Below are 20,952 nucleotides of genomic sequence, written 5' to 3'. Positions count from 1 at the left end.
CTCTACCGCACCAGCCGGTACCGTCGCTCCGGGCGCCCCACGCCGTACTGCAGACGCAGTTCCACCGTGCCGGTACTCAGGTAGTGCTCGAGGTAGCGTCGTGCGCTGACGCGTGAGATGCCCACCAGCTCAGCGCATTCGGCGGCCGACACCTCGCCGGCATCGCGCACCGCGGCCAACACCAGCTCCCCGGTCTCGGCGCCGAGTCCCTTCGGCAGCACCTTGGCGGCGGGTGTCACCGTCGGGCCGCCGAACAGCGAGTCGATCAGCGACTGGTCCACACCGCTTGCGGACTCCAGCGCGTCGGCCCGTGCCGCGAAGGCCACCAGCTTGGTCTGCAACTGGTCGAATTCGAAGGGCTTGATCAAGTAGTCGGCCGCGCCGCCGTCCAGCGCACCGCTGACAGTGTCGAGTTCACGCGCCGCGGTGATCATGATGACCCCCACCCTGTCGCCGTCGGCCCGCAACCGCTGCAGGACGTCGAGTCCGGTCATGTCCGGCAGGTAGACGTCGAGCAGGATCAGATCGGGGCGGAGTTCGCCCGCTGCGCGTAGAGCCTCGCCGCCCGTCCGCGCCACCCCGACGACGCGGAATCCGTCCACCCGGTCCACGAATCGGCGATGGATCTCGGCGACCATGAAGTCGTCGTCGACGACGAGCACGTCACGCATCGGTGCGCACCGCCTGCAGCCGCACGGTGAACTCGGCGCCGCCGTCGGCGACGTTGCGGACACCGACGGTGCCCCCGTGCGCGGCGGTGACCAGTCGCACCAGAGCCAACCCGATACCACGCCCGCCCGGTACCTCCGGTTTCGACGTCACTCCGCGCGCGAAGATGGCCTCCCGAAGGTGTTCGGGCACTCCGGGTCCGGTGTCAGCCACGATGATCTCCAGTCCGTCGCTGTCGTCGATCTCCACCGTCACCACGGGTCGGGGCGCTCCGCCCGATACGTCGACGGCGTTGTCGATCAGATTGCCCAGCAGGGTGATCACGTCGGTGGCCAGCGCGGGCTCCAATGGCGCCAGGTGCGACTCGGGTGTCAGCTCGAGCGCGACGCCGCTCTCCGCAGCCAGCGAGGTCTTGGCGATCAACAGTGCGGCCACTGCCGGGTCCGAGATGCGTTGTGTCACGGCGTCACTGATTTCGGCGCGGCGCCGCGTCAACGTGCCGACCAGGTCACGCACCGCGTCGTACTCGCCGAGCTGCACCAGGCCCGAGATGGTGTGCAGCTGGTTGGCGAATTCGTGTGTCTGCGCCCGCAGGGTGTCGGTGACGCTCTTGTGCGACGACAACTGGCCCTGCAGTGCAGCGAGTTCGGTGCTGTCGCGCATCGTGGTCACCGTACCGATGCGTTCGCCGCCGCTGGTGGCGGCACGACGGCTCAGTGCGAGCAACCGTGTCCTGGTTGCGATCACCGTGTCCTCGGCCGACTCGCCCGGAATCAGCAGCGCCACCACCGCGGGGTCGATCCCCACCCGATCGACCCGCTTGCCGACCGCGTCGGCGCCGACTCCGAGCAACTCCTGTGCGCCGTCGTTGAGCACGGTGATCTCCCCGTCGGTGTTGACCGCGATCACGCCTTCTCGAATGCTGTGCAGCAACGCCTCTCGGTGATCTGCGAGGCTGGCGATCTCCGCCACTTCCAGACCTCGCGTGTGCCGCTTGATCCGGCGGGACAGCAGGTAGGAGGCGATGAGGCCGAGTGCAGCCCCGAGGCCCAGGTAGATCAGCAGCCCCTCGCCTGCGCCCGACAGCAGGTCCCATACCGACGGATAACCCTCGCTGACCGACGCGATGGCGAGTACGTCCCCGTCGGCGGAGAGGATCGGCACCTGGCCGATGAGACTGTGCCTGCCGTCGACGTCCGCATCGCCGTACCAGGCCCGCCCCTCGTCGGCGCGGCTGGGCCCGAGGTCCACCCGGGCACCGACCCGCGACGGATCCGAGGACACCCACACCGTGCCGTCCGGGGCGAGGATCTCGGCGAGGGTCGCGCCCGACAGCGCGACCGCCCGGTCGACCTCCGGGGCCAGGATGCGGCCGGCGAAGGGATCGGCGGGTGCGCGTTCGATGCGTTCCCGCACGATCGGGGTGGAGGCCATGTTCTCGGCCACCGCGATCATCCGTGTCCCCCGTGCCTCCCGGAACTCGCTGGTCGACTGCGCCACCGAAACCGCCCCCACGGCGATCAGCACGACCGCGACCACCATCAGCTGAAACGCCAGGAACTGCGCGGCGAGGCTGCGGGCGAGCGGGATGTTCTTAATGACCAGAATTTCCTTTGCGTTCTTATGCGTGACCTGAATCACTGCCGGGGTCCAGTATTGCTGAGCATCACAATCGACTGACGGAGGACGACATGTTCGCATCGGGCCGGCGTACGCCGGTCGCCGGCATCGTCCTCGCCGTGATTGCCGCGCTGCTGTTCACGGCGTGCGGTGTGACTCGTGGCGAGGACACCGGGCTGCACCGGTTACGCATGATGGTGCCGAACAGCCCGGGTGGCGGTTACGACCTGACCGCCCGCACTGCGGTCAAGATCATGGAAGACGAGAAGATCACCGGCCGCGTCGAGGTCTTCAACGTGATCGGCGCCGGCGGCACTGTCGCGATGGCTCGGCTGATCAACGAAAAAGGCAACGGCGACCTGATGATGATGATGGGTCTGGGTGTGGTGGGGGCGACGTTCACCAACGGTTCGAAGGCCCGTGCCTCCAGCGCCACCGCGCTGGCGAAGATGGTGGAGGAGCAGGAGGGCATCCTGGTGCCGGCCTCGTCGCCGTTCAAGACGCTGGCCGACTTCATCGCGGCGTGGAAGGCGGACCCGGCCAAGATCACCGTCGGCGGTGGCTCGAATCCGGGCGGTCCCGATCACCTGTTCCCGATGGAGACCGCCAAGGCGGCGGGTGTGGACCCGACCAAGGTCAACTACGTGTCCTACGACGGCGGTGGCGACCTGCTGACGGCATTGCTCGGCAACAAGATCGCCGCGGGCACCTCGGGCCTCGGTGAGTACGTCGACCAGATCGAATCCGGTCAGGTCCGGGTGCTCGCGGTCTCGGGCGATGAGCGGGTCGACGGTGTCGACGCACCCACCCTGCAGGAGGCGGGAATCGACCTGACGTTCACCAACTGGCGCGGAGTGCTTGCACCGCCGGGGATTTCGGATGAGGACCGCGACGCACTGATCAAGGTGCTGGAGGAAATGCACGCGACCGATGCCTGGAAGGAAGCGCTGGTGAAGAACGGGTGGACCGACGCCTTCATGACCGGAGCGCCGTTCGAGGACTTTCTCGAAGAGCAGGATCGCCGGGTGGAGACCACGTTGACGGATCTGGGGCTGGTATGAGCGAGAAACAGGACACTTCGGCGCCGGCTCGTCCGGACTACGCGCAGTACGTCGTCTGCGTGGTGATGGTGATCGTCGGAGCCTTCCTGGTCTTCGACGGGGTGACGATGCCCGGCGGTTACGCCGAGGTGGATCCCGTGGGGCCCCGGTTGTTCCCGATCGCCATCGGCATCGGGTTGCTGCTGATGGCGGTGGTGCTGGCCGTCGCGATTCCCCGCGGCTCCCGCGGCGAGGCCGATGCAGGTGAGGACATCGATCCCGACATGCCCAGTGACTGGCGCACCGTCGGCCTGCTGGTCGGGCTCTTCATCCTGCTGATCGTGCTGGTGGAGCCGCTGGGTTGGGCGATCGCCGGTGCGCTGTTCTTCGCCGGGTGCGCCACCGTGCTCGGCAGCAAGCATTACGTGCGCAACGTCGCGATCGGTGCCGTGTTGGCCGTCGGCACGTTCTACGGGTTTTACTCCGGGCTCGGAATCCCGCTGCCCGCAGGCATTCTGGATGGGATTCTGTAAATGGGAAACTTCGACTGGCTGCTCCAGGGCTTCGCCGAGGCCGCCACTCCGATGAACCTGCTGTACGCCGTGATCGGCGTGCTGCTGGGCACCGCGGTCGGCGTGCTTCCGGGCATCGGGCCCGCCATGACCGTGGCGCTGCTCCTGCCGATCACTTACAACGTCAGCCCCAGCGCGGCGTTCATCATGTTCGCCGGCATCTTCTACGGCGGCATGTACGGCGGGTCCACCACCTCGATCCTGTTGAACACCCCGGGCGAGTCGTCGTCGGTGATCACGGCGATCGAGGGCAACAAGATGGCGAAAGCGGGGCGGGCGGCGCAAGCCCTCGCCACGGCAGCGATCGGATCGTTCGTCGCGGGGTCGATCGGTACCGCGCTGCTGGCCGCGTTCGCGCCCACCATCTCCCGCTTCGCCGTCACGCTCGGCGCGCCGTCGTACCTGGCGATCATGCTGTTCGCGCTGGTCGCGGTCACCGCGGTGCTCGGCTCGTCGAAGATGCGCGGGTTGATCTCGCTTCTGCTGGGCCTGGCGATCGGCATCGTGGGCATCGACTCGCTGACCGGCCAGCCGCGCGCCACGTTCGGCATCCCGCTGCTCGCCGACGGAATCGACATCGTCGTGATCGCGGTGGCCGTGTTCGCGATCGGGGAGGCATTGTGGGTGGCCGCGCATCTGCGCCGCCGTCCGGCGGATGTGATCCCCGTGGGGCGGCCCTGGATGAGCAAGCAGGACTGGGGACGTTCGTGGAAGCCGTGGCTGCGCGGTGCCGCGTTCGGGTTCCCGTTCGGTGCGTTGCCCGCCGGTGGCGCCGAGCTGCCGACCTTCTTGAGCTACATCACCGAGAAGAAGCTCTCCAAACATCCCGAGGAGTTCGGCAAGGGAGCCATCGAAGGCGTCGCCGGACCCGAAGCGGCCAACAATGCCTCGGCGGCAGGGACATTGGTGCCGATGCTCTCACTCGGCCTACCGACCAATGCCACCGCCGCGGTGATCCTGACGGCGTTCGTGTCCTATGGCATCCAGCCGGGGCCGACGCTGTTCGAGAAGGAGCCGCTGCTGATCTGGACGTTGATCGCGAGCCTGTTCATCGGCAATTTCCTGCTGCTGGTGCTGAACCTGCCGCTGGCGCCGCTGTGGGCCAAGCTGCTGCGCACGCCGCGGCCGTACCTGTATGCCGGCATCCTGTTCTTCGCCACGCTCGGCGCGTTCTCGGTGAACCTGCAACCGCTGGACCTGATTCTGCTTTTGGTGTTCGGGTTGATGGGTCTGATGATGCGGCGATTCGGACTTCCCGTGCTCCCGTTGATCATCGGCGTCATTCTCGGGCCACGCATCGAACGTCAACTGCGGCAGAGCCTTCAGCTCGGCGGCGGTGACTGGGGCAACCTGTTCACCGAGCCGGTCGCGATTGTCACCTATGTCCTGATGGCGTTGCTGCTGCTGGCGCCGCTGGTGCTGCGGTTGATGCACCGTAGCGAGGAGGCCCTGCTCGTGGTCGAGGACGATAAGGATCAGAAGGAAAAGGCGGGCCAGCTGTGACCATCGTTGTCGGATACACCGCTGACCGGTTCGGCCAGGCCGCGCTCGAACACGGCATTTCCGAGGCGAAGCTGCGCGACACCGACCTGTACGTCATCAATGCGACATCCGGTGATTCCTATGTGGATTCGAGGTTCGCCGGGGAAGCGCAGGTGCACGACGTCGAAGCGTGGTTGAAGGACTGCGGAGTGGCCTTTGAACTGACGCAGCCGGTGGGTGTCGACGCCGCGGATGAACTCTTGTCGGCGATGGATCGCGACGACGCGCAGCTGCTGGTCGTGGGCATCCGTCACCGCAGCCCGGTTGGCAAGCTGCTGCTCGGCAGCGTCGCGCAGAAGCTGATCCTGGAATGCCCCAAGCCGGTACTGGCGGTCAAACCCGCCGAGGACTGACTCAGAACGGTGGAATCGACTCGCGCAGATGCTGTTCCGCCCACGGCGCATTGCGCTGTCGCTCTGCGTCGACGCGCTGGCGATGCGCCGCCGCACGGGTGATCCGCCGCTTCGGCATGGTGAGGCCTGTGCTGGATTTCGGCGGTGGGGTGCCGCACCCGCTTACCGGTGCGGTGGACTCGGACAACTCGGGAAACAGCATTCGGCTCCCCGGGTAGCTCGTCGAAGTCTGGCCGTCCGGGTCGGTGACCACGATCGTCCCGTCGGGACACTGCACGGTCGCCCAGCCCGGCCAGAAGGTCTTCAACAGGTGGTGGTGTCGGCAGTAGCCGGCGAGGTTCGACGCGCACGTCGGACCCCAGGGGTAGGGGATCGTGTGGTCGAGGTCGTCGATCGGTCGGGTGCAACCCGGGTGGCGGCAGGTCACGTCTCGAGATCGGACGAAGTCGGCCAGTGCTTTCGAGGGTCGGTACCGGGGTTCCGGTGGAGCCTTGCCCGGATGTGTCAACCTCGCGATCGTGGCGTTCATCGCGAGGTGAGCGACGACGGCCGCGGGCAGTACCGGACCCCCGATGACGATCCCCGGCGACGCCGAACCGAACTCCCCGGCATCCGCGTTCAGATCGCTGATGAGCTCGGGGAGGGCGTAGTCGCGCAACGGTTTCGACAGCAGCCTCGGTCCTCTGCCCGCCAGAGCGCGACGCTGCGCGGTGAGGTCGCCTGCTGGGGGCGTCGGGGCGCAATCGGTCTTCTCGTTCGACGCACGATCAGCTGTCGCTGCGTTGTCGGAGCCTGCGACGGCGTCCTCACGGGCGATGACGTGGATGACGACCCCGCCGACAGGCGGTCTGGCGGCGGCGTCGCAATCCGGCTGCTCGCACATGCAGGGCAACCGGTCCCAGCCGAAACCCATCGCTCCCAGCGCTGCCGCGCGGCGCTGATCCAGCGTGCGTGGATCACGCTCGCACACCGTGCGGGCCAGCAGGTCGGCGCGCCGGTCGAATGCCTCGCCGTCGGTGGCGGTGACGGTCGCGTCGACATGAGCGACTCCAGTGGTGCCATCGGTGTGCACGGTGACGCCCGTCGTGCGCGCCGCATCCTCGGCTCGGCGTACCGCGTACGGGTCGTGGCGCAGCACGAGGGTGTCGATGTCGGCCTCGGTCTGGCTCAATGACTTCGCACCCCAGTGCCGTAGCTGCTCGGCCAACTCGGCGTCGATCGTCCGCAGCGCGGCAGGGTCCTGCACCAGCGAGGTCCGATCGCAGACGGTGCGCACCAGCAGGTAAGTGATCAGCCCCTCGGCGAAGACCGCAGCGACCTCGGGGAGGCGATCCCGCAGGATGACCGCGTTGGTCAGCAGCGCGTTGACCATTCCGCCGGTGAGCATCTGCGCCGCGCCGATCTGCGCACACACCGAGGACCAATTGTCGCAACGCCACTGCTCCCGTTCGGCCGACCCCGACGCGGCGTAGGCCTGCTCCAGCAGATCGGCCATCGCCGACAACCGCGCCGCGCAAGCGGCGTTCTCCATCCGCGCGTACGCCCGCACCCGCTCACCCGCGGTGGCGGCGCTGCTGACGAACCGATCGAACATACCGTCGAATCTATTCGGGTACCGCTGCACCTCGCCACAGCGTCCGCGACCATCTGTGGATAACGCCGACTCTGTGGATAAGGCAGTGTCGCAGCGCGATTCGTGTCGGACCTCTGTGGTAGGGCGCTACAGCGTGACCCGGATGGCGCCGTCGGACACCTGCACCGGGTAGCTGCGGACCGCGAGATCTGTCCCGGACGTCTCGGCGCCCGTGGACAAGTCGTAGGCGTACCCGTGCAGGGGGCACACCACGACGCAGTCGTCGGTGAGTCCGTCGGCCAGTGGCCCGCCGCGGTGCGGACACACGGCGTCGAGTGCGCGCAGCGAGTCGTCGCGCAGCCGGAAGACCGCCACCTGGCGTCCGTCGACCGCGAACGTGCGTCCTTCGCCGACCGGGATCTCGTCGAGCCTGCCGACCTCCACAGTCATCGCACTGGTACCTGGGGCAGCGGTAACAGCGGCAGTGCCGTGCGAAATTGACCCTCGGTCTGCGGTTCTCGCCCGTCACTCCACGGATCCCGGTACGCGTCCACCGACTTCTGCATCCGCTCGTCCAGCCCCGCGGCCGACCCGTCGCTGTCCTCGACGACCACCGCGCGGATGTGGTCGATACCCAACCGCGGCACCCACTTATATGTGCGCTCCAGCCAGTTCGCGTTCTCCCGGTAGTACTGCAGGAACCGGCCCGTCAGCGTCATCACCTCGTCGGCGGAGTCCACCGTCGCCAGCAGGTCGCCCTTGCGGATGTGCGCCCCGGCCGCCCCGCCGACATAGATCTCCCAGCGGCCGCCGTCCACCGCGACCACCCCGAGGTCCTTGCACAGCGCCTCCGCGCAGTTGCGCGGGCACCCCGTGACGGCCAGCTTCATCTTCGCCGGGCTCGCCAGCCCCTGGTACCGCTCCTCGATCGCGATGCCCAGTGCCGTCGAATCGCCCACGCCGTACCGGCAGAAGTCACTGCCCACACAGGTCTTCACGGTTCGGAAGCTCTTGCCGTAGGCGTAACCCGACGGCATGTCCAGATCGGCCCACACCGCCGGTAGATCCTCCTTACGCACCCCGAGCAGGTCGATGCGCTGCCCGCCCGTGCACTTGATCATCGGGATGTCGTACTTCTCGGCGACATCGGCGATCTTGCGGAGTTGCGCTGCGCTGGTCACCCCGCCCTTCATCTGCGGCACCACCGAGAACGTGCCGTCGCGCTGGATGTTGGCGTGCACCCGATCGTTGATGAACCGGGCGTCGCGCTCGTCGACGAATTCGTCGGCCCACATCATGTCCAACAGAGACGCCAACGCCATCTTCGAGCCGGCGTCGGGCTTGCCGTCGGGCGCGAGTGCGGCGAACACCGAGGACACCGAATGCAATCGGAGCTCGCGGATGTGGTGCATCAGCGTCGGCTTGTCATACGGCAGCGAGGGCACATACCAGGATGCCGACGGGTCCTCGGTGACGGCGCCACCGGCGGCCCACTCCACGACCTGACAGACCAGCTCCTTGCAGGAGCCACATCCCTTGCCGGCCTTCGTCTTCGCCATCACGCCCGCGACCGAACTCTCGCCGTCGCGCACGCACGCCACGAGCGCCCCCTTGGACACACCGTTGCAGTTGCAGACTTGCGCGTCATCGGCCAGCTCGGCGATCCCAACGCCGACGTCGGGCGTGCCGATGTCGAACATCAACGCCACCCGCTCATCGGGGAGCGGCAGCCCACTGTCGAAGGCCTGCGTCAGGAACGAGACCTTCGAGACGTCACCGACGAGCGTGGCGCCCACCAGCTTGCCGTCGCGGATCACCACCGTCTTGTAGACGCCGTGTTTGGGCTCGCTGTACTGCACGAACTCGTCGTCGGGATGTTCGGGTGCCTTGACGCCCATCGCGGCGACGTCGACGCCGGCGACCTTGAGCTTCGTCGCCACCCGGGATCCGTGGTAGGCGGCCGTGACGTCCGCACCGGTGAGATGGTCGGCCAGTACCCGCGCCTGCTCCCACAGCGGCGCGACCAGACCGTAGACCTGCCCGCGATGTTGCGCGCACTCACCGACGACGTAGACGTCGTCGTCGTCCACCGACCGCATGTGATCGTCGGTGACGACGGCGCGTTCGACCGTGAGCCCGGCCCGTTGGGCCAGACCGACATTCGGCCGGATACCGGCAGCGATCACGAGCATGTCGCAGTCCAACTGGGAACCGTCGGCGAACCGGATACCGGTCAGGCTGCCGTCGGCCACCAGGACCTCGCTGGTGCGCTTCTCGGTGTGTACTCCGATGCCCAGCGATTCCACCGACGCCCGCAGGATCGCCCCGGCGGGGTCGTCGAGCTGAGCGTTCATCAGCGTGGGACCGGCGTGCACGACATCCACGGTGAGGCCGCGTTTCTGGAGTCCTCGTGCGGCTTCCAAACCGAGCAGGCCGCCGCCGACGACGACCGCTTTGGTGCGGTGCGCCGCTTCGGCGATCATCGCCGCGGTGTCGTCGAGGGTGCGGAACCCGAACACGCCGTCGGCCAACGTCTTGTCGTCGGCCCACAGCCCGGCCATCGGTGGGAAGAACGAGCGGCTGCCGGTCGCGAGGATGAGTTTGTCGTAGTGCAGGGTGGTTCCGTCATCGGCGTGCACGAGATGGGCGAAGGTGTCCAGTCGCACGACGCGCACCCCAGCACGCAACTCGATGTCGTTGTCGGCGTACCAGTCCAGCGTGTTGAGGTAGATGTCGGTCGGATCTTCCGCCCCGGCCAGCACGTTCGACAGCAGGATGCGGTTGTAGTTGCCGTAGGGTTCGTCACCGAAGACGGTGATCTGGAACTGTTCACCACCGCCGCGGGCGAGGATCTCCTCGAGCGCGCGAATGCCGGCCATGCCGTTGCCGACGACGACGAGCCGCTGCGCCATCCTCTACACCTCGACCAGGCCGAGATCGACGACGATCGTGCCGGCCAGCCCGTCGGGGGCGGCCACGCAGATCTCCAGCACGGTGTCGGCGAGCAGATCTTCGACCACCCGCAGCGCCACATGGGTGGCGCCCTTCGCGGCGATCGGGAAGTACCGCATCGGAACGCCGTCCCGGTAGAGCACCACGCTGATCATCTCGTCGCTCGAATTGCCGCCCCGGAAGTACACCGGTTGGGCGACGGCGCCGGCGGGCACCTGATATCTGAGCGAGGCGTTCACCGGCAAGGGCGCGTCATAGCCATTGCCGGTGAAGGTGAAAGTGCCTTGCAGGAATTGCGGACTGCTTCCGTCGGACATGCTGCGAAGCTAGAAGCACCGTGTTTCCGCCCGGTTTCGGTGACGCTGCGCCTGTGGATACCCCCGCTCACTCGACGACGGCCTCACGGTGAGCTCAGTACGGATGTGAGGGCGAGTTTTCCGCCGCGTCATCGAGGTGCAACGGGTGTGGAATCGCGCGGCAGTTCACTCGGTTCAACCCCAACCGCCCCTTCCCCCGGTAGGAGAAACCATGACCGTCACCGACAGCGACTCCGCGCAGGCTGTGGCCGTCGCCCCGCCGGCGCCGCCGCGGCGCGGCAGGCACTGGATCGACGACTGGCGACCGGAGGAGCCCGAATTCTGGTCCACCGTGGGTAAACCGGTCGCCCGGCGCAACCTGATCTTCTCGATCTTCGCCGAGCACATCGGGTTCTCGGTATGGCTGCTGTGGAGCATCGTCGTGGTGCAGATGACGGCAGGACCCGGAGGTGCCGCCGCGGCGTCCGGCTTCGCGCTGACGACGTCGCAGGCCCTGTGGCTGGTGGCGGTGCCCAGCGGCGTCGGCGCTCTGTTGCGCATCCCCTACACCTTCGCCGTTCCGGTGTTCGGTGGCCGCAACTGGACAGTCATCTCGGCGATGCTGCTGCTGATCCCGTGCCTGCTGATGGCGTGGGCGGTGAGCAATCCCGACATCCCCTTTGTGGCGCTGTGCCTGATCGCGGCCACTGCGGGATTCGGTGGCGGAAACTTCGCGTCCTCCATGGCCAACATCTCGTTCTTCTATCCGGAGCGGGAGAAGGGCTGGGCGCTGGGCCTCAACGCCGCCGGCGGCAACATCGGTGTCGCGGTGGCGCAGAAGATCATCCCGATCGTCGTGGTGGCCGGTGGCGGCGTCGCACTGTCGCGGGCTGGGCTGTTCTACGTGCCGTTGGCATTGGCCGCGGCGGTGTGTGCCTTCCTGTTCATGAACAACCTGACCGAGGCGAAGGCCGACGTGAAACCGGTGTTCCAGTCGCTTCGCCACGCGGACACCTGGATCATGTCGCTGCTCTACATCGGCACCTTCGGCTCGTTCATCGGCTACTCGGCCGCATTTCCGACGCTGCTCAAGGCGGTGTTCGGCCGCGGTGACATCGCGCTGACGTGGGCATTCCTCGGCGCCGGCATCGGTTCGATCGCCCGTCCTCTCGGCGGGAAACTCTCCGACCGGATCGGCGGCGCGCGCATCACCGCTCTGAGTTTCGTGATGCTGGCCGTCGGCGCGGCCGCGGCCCTGTGGTCGGTCCGCGCGGTCAACCTCCCGGTGTTCTTCATCGCCTTCATGTTCTTGTTCGTGGCGACCGGCATCGGCAACGGCTCGACCTACCGGATGATCTCCAAGATCTTCCTGATCAAGGGGCAAGACGCTGGTGGTTCACCGGAGACCATGGTGCACATGCGGCGCCAGGCCGCCGGAGCCCTCGGCATCATCTCCTCGGTCGGGGCATTCGGCGGGTTCATCGTGCCGCTGGCCTACGCCTGGTCGAAATCCTCGTTCGGCACCATCCAGCCCGCATTGCAGTTCTACGTCGGGTTCTTCATCGTGCTGCTGATCGTGACGTGGTTCTTCTACATCCGGAAGAGCACCCGGTTGGGTGAGGTCGGCGTGTGACCTCGAGCCACCTGACCCGTACCGCATGTTCGTACTGCGGTGTCGGATGCGGGATCTCGGTCCAGACCCGACCCGACTCGGCGACCGGTGCGCCGGTGATCGCGACGGTGTCCGGTGACACCCTGCACCCCACCAACGCCGGCCGGCTGTGTACCAAAGGGGCGACGCATGCCGAATTGATGGCCGCCACCGACGGTCGCCTGACGACGGGGTTGCTGCGCCCCTCGCGCGGGGCGGACCCGGTGGCGGTCGACGTCGACGACGCGCTTGCCGAGGCGGGTCGTCGATTGCGGGCGATCGTCGACGAGCACGGCCCCGATGCGGTGGCGATCTATGTGTCCGGGCAGATGTCGATCGAATCACAGTACGTGGCAACCAAACTCGCCAAGGGCTTCCTGCGTACGATTCACCTGGAGTCAAACTCGCGGTTGTGCATGGTCAGTGCCGGTGTCGGCTACAAGCAGTCGTTGGGCGCCGACGGGCCACCGGGGTCGTACAGCGACTTCGATTGCACCGACTTGTTCTTCGTGATCGGCTCGAACATGGCCGACTGTCATCCGATCCTGTTCCTGCGGATGGCCGACCGCCTCAAGGCCGGCGCGAAGCTCATCGTGGTCGATCCGCGCCGCACCACCACCGCGGACCGGGCTGATCTGTATTTACAGATCCGGCCGGGCACCGATCTCGCCCTGCTCAACGGCATCCTGCACCTGCTCGTCGCAGACGGCGCCATCGACGAACAGTTCATCGCCGAGCACACCGAGGGCTGGGAGGCGATGCCGGCCTTGCTCGCCGACTACCCGCCCGATCGCGTCGCGGAGATCACCGGCCTTTCCGAAGCCGACATTCGCACCGCGGCAACGATGATCGCCGAGGCGGGGGAGTGGATGACCTGCTGGACCATGGGTCTGAACCAGAGCACCCACGGCACCGCCAGCACCACCGCGATCTGCAACCTGCACCTGGCCACCGGCGCGATCTGCCGGCCGGGCAGCGGGCCGATGTCGCTGACCGGACAACCCAACGCGATGGGCGGGCGCGAAATGGGCTACATGGGGCCCGGTCTGCCGGGCCAGCGGGCCGTGCTCGCCGCGCAGGACCGCGCATTCGTCGAGGAGCAGTGGGGGCTCGAGCCCGGCACCATTCGCGCCGATGTCGGGCCGGGAACCATCGAGACGTTCCGAAGGCTGGCCGACGGGCAGATCAAGGCGATCTGGATCATCTGCACCAATCCCGTTGCCAGCGTGGCCAATCGTGCGACGGTTCTGGAGGGGCTGCAGGCTGCCGAGTTGGTGATCGTGCAGGATGCGTATGCCGACACGGCCACCACCCGCCATGCCGACATCATGCTGCCCGCGACGCTGTGGGCCGAGGCGGATGCGGTGATGGTCAACTCCGAGCGGACGATGACGCTGTTGGCTCAGTCGATTCCGCCGCTGGGGGAGTCCCGGCCGGACTGGGAGCTGATCTGCGGGGTGGCTCGCCACCTCGGGTTCGGCGACGATTTCGATTTCAAGTCCAGCGAGGAGATCTTCGACGAGATTCGCCGGTTCACCAACCCGGACACCGGCTACGACCTGCGCGGCATCACCTACGAGCGCCTGCGCGACGCCCCGGTGCAGTGGCCATGCCCGCCCGAGGGCGACGCCGCCGGATCGCCCGACCGCAACCCGATTCGCTACGTCAACGACGGTGTCTCGCAACCCCTGTACGTCGACGCCAACGGTCGTCGCCCGCGCCTGGCGTTCCCCACCCCATCGCGCCGTGCTGTGTTCCATGCGCGGCCACACGTCGACGCCGCGGAACGGCCCGACCGCGACTATCCCGCGGTCCTGAACACCGGGCGGCTGCAACATCAGTGGCACACGATGACCAAGACCGGCAGGGTCGCCAAACTCAACAAGCTGAATCCGAAACCGTTCATCGAAATCCATCCCGACGACGCCGAGGCCACGCAGATCGCGAATGGGAGCGCGGTCGAGGTGGTGTCCCGGCGTGGCCGGGCGGTGCTGCCCGCCGTCGTCACCGATCGGGTCAGACCGGGGTGCACCTGGGTGCCGTTCCACTGGAACGACGAGCACGGAACGGATCTCACCGTCAATGCGCTGACCAACGACGCCGTCGACCCCGCGTCCTTGCAGCCGGAGTTCAAGGTCTGTGCCGTCCGGTTGGCCCCAGTCCCCGCGCCGGGCGTTGCAGAACACGAGAAGTTCTATCTGCAAGGCTTTTTCGCCGGCGTCGAGCAGGGTCGACCGGGCGTCCCTGTGCTGCCGGCCGACGCGCCGCTGAGCAAGCAGACGCGGTGGTTCGTCGAGGGCATGCTGGCCGGCCGCTACTCCCGTGCGTCCGATACGCGCTCGCCGGATGGACCGCTGGTGCTGTGGGCGTCCCAGACCGGGAACGCCGAGGAGTTCGCGGCCCGGGTCAGCCGCCGGCTCGGCGGGGCACGGCTGTCGGCCATGGACGACATCGACATGGCGGAGCTGGCCGACGCGAGTGAGGTGGTGATCGTCACCAGCACGTTCGGCGATGGGGGCCCACCTGACAATGGAGCGACGTTCTGGGAGCGTTTGACGGCCACGGATGCCCCCGCACTGAGCGGGATGCGCTATTCGGTACTGGGGTTGGGCGATCGCTCATACGGCAACTTCTGCGGTCATGCGAAAGCGCTTGACGCACGACTGACCGCGCTGGGCGCCACCAGGATGCTCGAGCGCGCCGACTGCGAAGTTCACGACGAGGCGCCGATGGCCCGGTGGGCCGACGCGGTGGCCGAGAATCTGACCGGCGCGGCGCCGACCGACACGCGGACATCGTCCCAACCGATGGCGTTCACGCGGGCGAATCCGATTGAAGCACCGCTGTGCCGCAACGTGGCGCTGACGCCACCGGGTGCGGCAAAAGAGGTGCGACAGTTCGGGTTCGACATCAGCGCGCACGACGTCTCCTACGCTGCGGGGGATTCGCTCGGCGTCTACGTGCGGAATTCGGATGCCACCGTCGAGATGTGGCTGCAGGCCACCGGATTCGCCGGCACCGAAGACGTCGTGGTCGACGGCGTGGCGATGCCGCTGCGTGACGCTCTGGTGACTCGTTACGACGTGTGCACGGTGACGCCCGATCTTGTCGCCTTCGTCGCGGAGCATGGCCGGGACGGGGCCTCTGTGCGACGGATGCACGCGAACCGGCGGGAGTGGGATCGGTGGCGAGCGAATCGCAACGGCCTCGATCTGGTGGCCGAGTTCAGGGTGCGTGCTGACCTCGAGGTGTGGCAGGAGGTGCTGGTGCGGTTGACGCCGCGGCAGTACTCGATTTCCTCCAGCCCGCTGGTCAGTCCGCACGAGGTGCAGCTGACCGTGTCGGTGGTGCGGTACCGCAGTCCTGGTGGAGACGTGCGCGGTGGCGTGGGATCGACTCACCTGGCCGATCTGGCCGACGGGACAGCGGTGCCGGTCTTCCTGCAGCGGTCGCCGCATTTCCGGCCGCCGGCCGACCCGCGCACGCCGATGATCATGGTCGGCCCGGGCACGGGCGTCGCACCGTTCCGTGCGTTCCTTCAGGAGCGACGAGCTCTCGGACACGCCGGCCGCAATTGGTTGTTCTTCGGTGATCAGCACCGAGCGCAGAACTTCTACTATCGAGAAGACCTGCAGGCCATGGTGTCCGACGGATTTCTGAACCGGTTGGATCTGGCGTTCTCACGCGATCAGTCGACGCGCGTCTACGTGCAGCACAAGATGCTCGACTACGGCGCGGATGTCTGGCGCTGGCTCGAAGACGGTGCGCACTTCTACGTCTGTGGGGACGCCGCCAGGATGGCGCGCGATGTCGATGATGCGTTGACCACGATCATCCGGACGCACGGCGGCATGAACGACGAGGCCGCGCACGCGTACAAGCGGGAGCTGGTGGGGGACAAGCGCTACGTGCGCGACGTGTACTGAGCGTTTCGGGACGCTACGTCGAGAAGTTCGGGTGGCCGTCTGGCCTGTTCGGTGACGACGCCGTAGCCTGGAACGAATTTTTGGAGGGTGGGGCGTTCGAGCAGGTGGACGCACACGACTAGACGTGAGAGCTTTCGGGATGCGCAATCAGCAGGCATTCGATGCAATCGGCAGGAAGGTCGGCGAACAGTTCCCCACCCGGCCGGTGTTGGTGCTCGACACCCAGCTGCGAATCCGGGCGGTGACGTCGGCGTACGCGGGTGCCACGCTGCGCGAGAGCGATGAACTCGTCGAGCAGTTCATGTTCGACGCCTTTCCGGATGATCCCAGCGACCCTCAAGCCACCGGCACCGCTAATCTCGCGGCGTCGCTGGAGACCGCGATGCGCACGGGTCGCAAGCACGACATGTGGATTCAGCGCTACGACATTCCGGACCCCGCCGTGGCCGACGGTTTTCTGCCGAAGGTGTGGAGCCCGACCAATTCGCCGATCATCGATCACGGCGAGTTGCTGGGCGTATTTCATCAGGTGGAGGAGGTCGCCGATGTCGGGGGTGCGCTTTCGTTGATGGCCCGGGCCATCGACGCCGGCGACACGTGTCCGGTGGCCGAGCTGCTGCACGCACTGACAGCGGTCAACACGGCGGAAAACACGCGTCGTGGCAAGCGGGAACAGGCTTTGGTAGCCGAGACCGAGCAGTTGCGGCGTGCCATCGATACCCGAGACACGATCGGCCAAGCCAAGGGGATCGTGATGGAGCGCTTCGGCATCGACGCGGTCGCAGCGTTCCAACTGCTCAAGCGACTCTCGCAAGAGACCAACACCCCGCTCCGCGACATCGCCCGCAAACTCATCGACGCCGACCATCTGCCACCTCCGTCGTCCGCTTGAACTCGTCACGGCCGTCAATCACGGTGGGCCGAATTTGTCGGTGGTCGAATGTATGTTCGAAGTATGTCGGTGGGTGTGGCGGAGGCGGTGGCGCAGTTACGGGCCGGTGTCGATGCCGTGCTCGCCGCCGATCTGGACCTGTCCACCGCCGCCGAGGTCGTCGAGCTGCTCGATGAGCTGCAATCCGCGTCCTGCCGATTGCCGGCCGCCGGGCATCGCGCCCTGGCGCGGCTGCAGGTCGAGACCACCCCGCAGAAGATGGGCGCCAAGAACTGGCGCGACGTGCTGGCGATCCGATACCGGATCAGCGGCTCCGAAGCGCACCGCCGGCTGACAGAAGCGGCGCTGCTGGCTCCCCGGCAGTCGATCACCGGGACGCCGTTACCGCCGGCGTTGCCGGCGACCGCGGCCGCGCAGGAGCAGGGGCGGATCACCCCGGAGCATGTCGAGGTGATCCGCAAGGTCGTCGACAAGCTGCCCGGCTTCGTCGACGTGACAACTCGGGAGCAGTTCGAAGCCGATGTGGTGCGTATCGCCACTGGGGCCGGGCCGAAAGAGACTCGCGATGCAGCGGATCTGGAGCTGTTTCTGCTCGATCAGGACGGCCCCGAACCCGACGACATCGAACGCACCCGGAAACGCTCGCTGACGAAGGGCGGCAGGGTCGCGACGGGATGACCGCGTGGCGGGCCGACCTGACCCCAGAAGCGGCGGCGGTGTGGGAGGCGATCTTCGCCAAATACGCCGCCCCGGGCATGTGCAACCCCGACGACCCCGAACCCTGCACGTCGGGGACACCGACGCAGGCGCAGATCGACAGTGATCACCGCAGCCTGGCTCAACGCCAGCACGACGCGCTGGTCGCGGTTGGGCGGATCGCCCTGATGAGCGGGGAGCTGGGCCAATTGAACGGGTTACCGGTGACCGTCATTGTGCGGACCACGCTGCAGGATTTGGAATCGCGCGCCGGGATCGGGACGACGGGTGGCGGTACCCGGCTGCCCATCAAGGACGTGATCCGCATGGGGGCGCACGCCTCGCACTATTTGGCGGTGTTCGACCGGGCCACCGGCTCCGCGCTGGACCTGTTCCGCACACGACGAGTGGCCTCGGCGGCGCAGCGGGTCATGCTGATCGCCCGCGACGGGGGCTGCACCAAGCCCGGCTGCCCCGTCGGCGCGTACGGCTGCCAGGTCCACCACGTCACCCAGGATTGGGCCGACGGCGGGCTCACCAACATCGACGACCTCGGCCTGGCCTGCCCACCCGACAACCGCGCGGTGAAAGACGGTGGCTGGACCACCACGATGAACGACCGCCACGACGTCGAATGGACCCCACCCCCGAACCTCGACACCGGCCAGGCAAGAGTCAACACCCACCACACCCCCGAACGACTCCTCCGCCCACCCGACGGAGACCGCCCCGGCGGACCCGCACCACCCGACGACGAAGTGGCGTGACCGCCGGAGTTCAGAGTTCGCCGTCTCCGGCCGCTGACGTGCGCGCGAACTGGCGAATGCACGCGTTGACTTCTCCGGGTTTCTCGGCGGGCAAGGCGTGCGTGGCGTCGGGCCACAGGCGAACCCGCCAGTGCGGTGCGACGTCCTGGATATGCCGAATCGCTCTGTCGGCGTTGTGGATTGATCTACCCGCCAACAGGACCTGGGTCGGAACGCCGACCGACCGGAGCATTCGGTCCACGGGGAAGCGCAGTGGAGGCGTGTTCACCGGCAACGCGAAGGCATCGAATCCGGCGAGGAACACCGCCCTCAGCACATCGATATCGCTACCCGCCGGGGGATGCCCCGTTATCCAGGACGCGGCGCGTTCCGCGCGGGTGGAGTGGGGACGCGCCAACAGGACGGCGAGGCTTCGCCAGAACTTTCCTGACAGGCGAACCACCGTGTGCGCCGGGTCGATCAATGTCAGCGACACCACGCGCTCGGGTCGCAGTGCCGCTGTGTGCGTGGCCAGCCAGCCCCCGTAGGAGTGGCCGACCAGATGCGCCCCGCGCAGATCCAGGCCCGCCAAGACGGCATCGAGGCAGCGCGCCGCCTCGGCCGGCCCGCCCATCTTCGCGGTCTGCATACTCGCACCGGGCTGCCCTGGCATGTCCAGTGTGTACACGGTGAAATCCGTTGCCAGATCACTCGTCTGAGCCCACCACATCGCCGAGGTCATGAAGAACCCATGGACCAGGACGACGGGCACGCCACGCTCGGGTCCGTACCGGTAAGCCCGGACCATCCCGAAGTCCGTGGGTAGGTCGTGCGCGGCGGCGGGTGCCGGCCCGAGCGCCCGCAATCGCTCGTAGAGCGTCAGAAAGTCATTGCGAGCGCGATCACTCGTGAAGCCGCCGTGGGTCACACTCACTGATGCCCCCGGTCCTCGATCGCGACCGCGGCTGCCTTGCGGCGCGGTGCTCATCGACCGATCGTGCATCGGCGAGAGTTGAAGAGTGTCCGAGGGGGGACTTGGCCACTTACGACACGGGTTCTGACCTGGCGAATCGGTACCTGATCGTCATCCATGCCGGGGTCGACCCACCTCTGACGTCGAGCGGTCGGATTAGCGGTCGAGTTGGGCGGGGGCGAGTCGGCACCCGGCGGCTTGGGCTCCGGCGTGCAGGCGTCGGTCCCAAACGGCGACGATCAGGCCGGGGTCGCCGACTGCCAACGCGCTGGCCAGATGGACAGCGTCGGCTCCGCGCAAGGCATGGGCGCGGGCGAGGCGGCCGGCGTGCTGTTCAATTGTCGCGGTGAGTTCGACTGGGCGGGTGGCGGCCCAGAAGTCCTCCCAGTCACGCTCGGCAGCGGCGAGCTCGGATTCAGTTAGGTCGTGATTGCGGGCTGCTGCAGCGAGTGCGGCGCGGACTTCGGGGTAGGCCAGACGGCTGGACAATGCGGCGTCGCAGCCGTCCCATAGCGCGGACGCCAGCGAGCTCCCTGTCTCGGTGGTGAGAAGTTTGACGAGGGCGCTGGCGTCGAAGTAGACGAGCGGCACCGGTCAGCGCCGCTGGTCGCTGACCTGGTCAGACACCGGCCGCCGCGGCCTGGGCCGGGACCGTCCCGCAGCGACGGGCCGCTGCGCGGTGGCCCTGCCAATCACGCCTTCGGCCGTGAGACGCTCCAAGGTGCCTGCGCTGTCCAGCGCAGCGAGTCGCGCGACCGGAATCCCGCGGTCGGTGATGACGACCTCACCACCAGCCCGAACTCGATCGAGCCAATCGCTAAGGTGCGCGCGCAACTCGGTCACGGATACCTCCACACCGTGAACTGTACACTCGCTGAACCGTGATTTGTACATGTCACTCCTGAGTGTGGCAACGACGACCTGAGAGATTGACCTGCGCAAGCCGGAGGCGAGGTGGCAACGGGCCGGTACACCGATTCGTCCGCGGTGCTGGCGACGCCGAGACGGTCGATATCATGGTGGCTGGTGGCCTTCCGTCCAAGCTGCATCCGAAGGTGTTGCGGCGGAAGGTGTTTGCCGTCCCCGGTGGGACTTCGGCGCAGCTGGCGTTCGTGGTCAGCTGCATGGAGGCGGCAGCGCCTCGGTGTCGGACGCCGGGTCTAGCTTGCAGCAGCGGGCTCTTGAATTCTCTGCTTGAGGTGCTGTGTGCGGTGACTGCTGGCGATCGCCTTCATTGGCGTTCTGTTGCCAGCGACCCGATTGAACGACTCTCCCAGTAGTAACAGTTGGCCTGAGTCGCGAAGAACCTCGACATGCCTTGGATCGTATTCGTATGACGGAGCGTGCTTCAGCTGGCGGCTTGACTCACGAAAAGTGCCCGCGAAACGCCCTCGGTGCCTCACGTAAGAATGCCCGCGAAATGGTGATCGTCGTGGAGCATGGGAAGTGGG

15 protein-coding genes and 2 pseudogenes are annotated in these 20,952 nt (G+C 67.2%); 8 read left to right on the top strand and 9 right to left on the bottom strand.

The genetic code is table 11. The features are described 5' to 3' along the window. Positions 1-2: 2 nt before the first annotated feature. Together ACXYX3_RS15525 and ACXYX3_RS15520 are read right to left on the bottom strand one after the other, a co-directional pair. Positions 3-671 (bottom strand): response regulator, encoded by a 669-nt coding sequence (locus ACXYX3_RS15525; RefSeq protein ID WP_458608120.1) that lies wholly within the window; start codon positions 669-671, stop codon positions 3-5. Beyond that, entirely contained in the window at positions 664-2,211 is a 1,548-nt protein-coding gene (locus ACXYX3_RS15520; RefSeq protein ID WP_458612103.1) for a sensor histidine kinase, read from the bottom strand. Before ACXYX3_RS15520 ends, ACXYX3_RS15525 begins: the two co-directional genes overlap by 8 nt. A gap of 149 nt (positions 2,212-2,360) precedes the next feature. Here ACXYX3_RS15520 and ACXYX3_RS15515 point away from each other — a divergent pair, with 149 nt between their 5' ends. Genes ACXYX3_RS15515 through ACXYX3_RS15500 form a run of 4 tightly spaced genes read left to right on the top strand, consistent with a single transcriptional unit; the run spans position 2,361 to position 5,796 of the window. Continuing rightward, entirely contained in the window at positions 2,361-3,350 is a 990-nt protein-coding gene (locus ACXYX3_RS15515; protein WP_241207682.1) for a Bug family tripartite tricarboxylate transporter substrate binding protein, read from the top strand. Then, complete coding sequence (locus ACXYX3_RS15510) at positions 3,347-3,862, top strand: tripartite tricarboxylate transporter TctB family protein (RefSeq protein ID WP_458608119.1); 516 nt, start codon at positions 3,347-3,349, stop codon at positions 3,860-3,862. Before ACXYX3_RS15515 ends, ACXYX3_RS15510 begins: the two co-directional genes overlap by 4 nt. Next, entirely contained in the window at positions 3,863-5,404 is a 1,542-nt protein-coding gene (locus tag ACXYX3_RS15505) for a tripartite tricarboxylate transporter permease (RefSeq protein ID WP_458608118.1), read from the top strand. Continuing rightward, positions 5,401-5,796 carry a universal stress protein gene (locus tag ACXYX3_RS15500; protein WP_458608117.1) on the top strand — a complete coding sequence of 132 codons (396 nt, stop codon included), beginning with the start codon at positions 5,401-5,403 and terminating at the stop codon, positions 5,794-5,796. Before ACXYX3_RS15505 ends, ACXYX3_RS15500 begins: the two co-directional genes overlap by 4 nt. A 1-nt stretch (position 5,797) precedes the next feature. Here the strand turns inward: ACXYX3_RS15500 and ACXYX3_RS15495 are convergent, their stop codons facing one another. The 4 genes from ACXYX3_RS15495 to ACXYX3_RS15480 form a co-directional block, all read right to left on the bottom strand. Continuing rightward, positions 5,798-7,390: an HNH endonuclease signature motif containing protein gene (locus ACXYX3_RS15495; RefSeq protein ID WP_458608116.1), complete on the bottom strand. Its 1,593-nt coding sequence runs from the start codon at positions 7,388-7,390 to the stop codon at positions 5,798-5,800. Positions 7,391-7,516: 126 nt separating this feature from the next. Beyond that, positions 7,517-7,819, bottom strand: coding sequence for a nitrite reductase small subunit NirD (nirD, locus tag ACXYX3_RS15490; protein WP_458608115.1), 303 nt, complete (start codon positions 7,817-7,819; stop codon positions 7,517-7,519). Next, positions 7,816-10,281: a nitrite reductase large subunit NirB gene (gene nirB / locus ACXYX3_RS15485; RefSeq protein WP_458608114.1), complete on the bottom strand. Its 2,466-nt coding sequence runs from the start codon at positions 10,279-10,281 to the stop codon at positions 7,816-7,818. The genes nirD and nirB overlap by 4 nt, the downstream gene beginning before the upstream one ends. Before the next feature lie 3 nt (positions 10,282-10,284). Continuing rightward, positions 10,285-10,638, bottom strand: a complete 354-nt coding sequence (locus ACXYX3_RS15480) for a molybdopterin oxidoreductase (protein WP_458608113.1) — start codon at positions 10,636-10,638, stop codon at positions 10,285-10,287. Between the two features lie 211 nt (positions 10,639-10,849). Here ACXYX3_RS15480 and ACXYX3_RS15475 point away from each other — a divergent pair, with 211 nt between their 5' ends. From ACXYX3_RS15475 to ACXYX3_RS15460, 4 genes and pseudogenes are all read left to right on the top strand, one after another. Then, the gene (locus ACXYX3_RS15475) at positions 10,850-12,250 is read left to right on the top strand and encodes a NarK family nitrate/nitrite MFS transporter (RefSeq protein WP_458608112.1); all 1,401 of its coding nucleotides are present in this window, start codon (positions 10,850-10,852) and stop codon (positions 12,248-12,250) included. Positions 12,251-12,261: 11 nt separating this feature from the next. After that, complete coding sequence (locus ACXYX3_RS15470) at positions 12,262-16,194, top strand: molybdopterin-dependent oxidoreductase (protein WP_458612102.1); 3,933 nt, start codon at positions 12,262-12,264, stop codon at positions 16,192-16,194. Between the two features lie 124 nt (positions 16,195-16,318). Next, positions 16,319-17,086 (top strand): ANTAR domain-containing protein, encoded by a 768-nt coding sequence (locus ACXYX3_RS15465; RefSeq protein WP_458608111.1) that lies wholly within the window; start codon positions 16,319-16,321, stop codon positions 17,084-17,086. Between the two features lie 48 nt (positions 17,087-17,134). After that, positions 17,135-18,549: pseudogene (locus tag ACXYX3_RS15460) on the top strand (HNH endonuclease signature motif containing protein). Positions 18,550-18,559: 10 nt separating this feature from the next. On the opposite strand, the gene ACXYX3_RS15455 reads toward ACXYX3_RS15460, so the two are convergent. The 3 genes and pseudogenes from ACXYX3_RS15455 to ACXYX3_RS15445 form a co-directional block, all read right to left on the bottom strand. Beyond that, entirely contained in the window at positions 18,560-19,462 is a 903-nt protein-coding gene (locus ACXYX3_RS15455) for an alpha/beta fold hydrolase (RefSeq protein WP_458608110.1), read from the bottom strand. Between the two features lie 195 nt (positions 19,463-19,657). Next, complete coding sequence (locus ACXYX3_RS15450) at positions 19,658-20,092, bottom strand: type II toxin-antitoxin system VapC family toxin (RefSeq protein WP_059087301.1); 435 nt, start codon at positions 20,090-20,092, stop codon at positions 19,658-19,660. A gap of 3 nt (positions 20,093-20,095) precedes the next feature. Beyond that, a pseudogene (locus ACXYX3_RS15445) lies at positions 20,096-20,550 on the bottom strand (type II toxin-antitoxin system Phd/YefM family antitoxin). Positions 20,551-20,952: the final 402 nt, after the last annotated feature.

It is taken from the genome of Mycobacterium sp. Panama NTM2 (assembly GCF_054355555.1).
Note: the sequence above shows the minus strand (reverse complement) of the source record. Positions and strands in the feature narration are given on the sequence as shown.

What these genes read in the sequence shown, in the direction of transcription:
- ACXYX3_RS15525 (WP_458608120.1), bottom strand. Translation starts at nt 671, where the DNA reads ATGCGTGACGTGCTCGTCGTCGACGACGACTTCATGGTCGCCGAGATC.
- ACXYX3_RS15520 (WP_458612103.1), bottom strand. Translation starts at nt 2,211, where the DNA reads ATGGTGGTCGCGGTCGTGCTGATCGCCGTGGGGGCGGTTTCGGTGGCG.
- ACXYX3_RS15515 (WP_241207682.1), top strand. Translation starts at nt 2,361, where the DNA reads ATGTTCGCATCGGGCCGGCGTACGCCGGTCGCCGGCATCGTCCTCGCC.
- ACXYX3_RS15510 (WP_458608119.1), top strand. Translation starts at nt 3,347, where the DNA reads ATGAGCGAGAAACAGGACACTTCGGCGCCGGCTCGTCCGGACTACGCG.
- ACXYX3_RS15505 (WP_458608118.1), top strand. Translation starts at nt 3,863, where the DNA reads ATGGGAAACTTCGACTGGCTGCTCCAGGGCTTCGCCGAGGCCGCCACT.
- ACXYX3_RS15495 (WP_458608116.1), bottom strand. Translation starts at nt 7,390, where the DNA reads ATGTTCGATCGGTTCGTCAGCAGCGCCGCCACCGCGGGTGAGCGGGTG.
- nirD (WP_458608115.1), bottom strand. Translation starts at nt 7,819, where the DNA reads ATGACTGTGGAGGTCGGCAGGCTCGACGAGATCCCGGTCGGCGAAGGA.
- nirB (WP_458608114.1), bottom strand. Translation starts at nt 10,281, where the DNA reads ATGGCGCAGCGGCTCGTCGTCGTCGGCAACGGCATGGCCGGCATTCGC.
- ACXYX3_RS15480 (WP_458608113.1), bottom strand. Translation starts at nt 10,638, where the DNA reads ATGTCCGACGGAAGCAGTCCGCAATTCCTGCAAGGCACTTTCACCTTC.
- ACXYX3_RS15475 (WP_458608112.1), top strand. Translation starts at nt 10,850, where the DNA reads ATGACCGTCACCGACAGCGACTCCGCGCAGGCTGTGGCCGTCGCCCCG.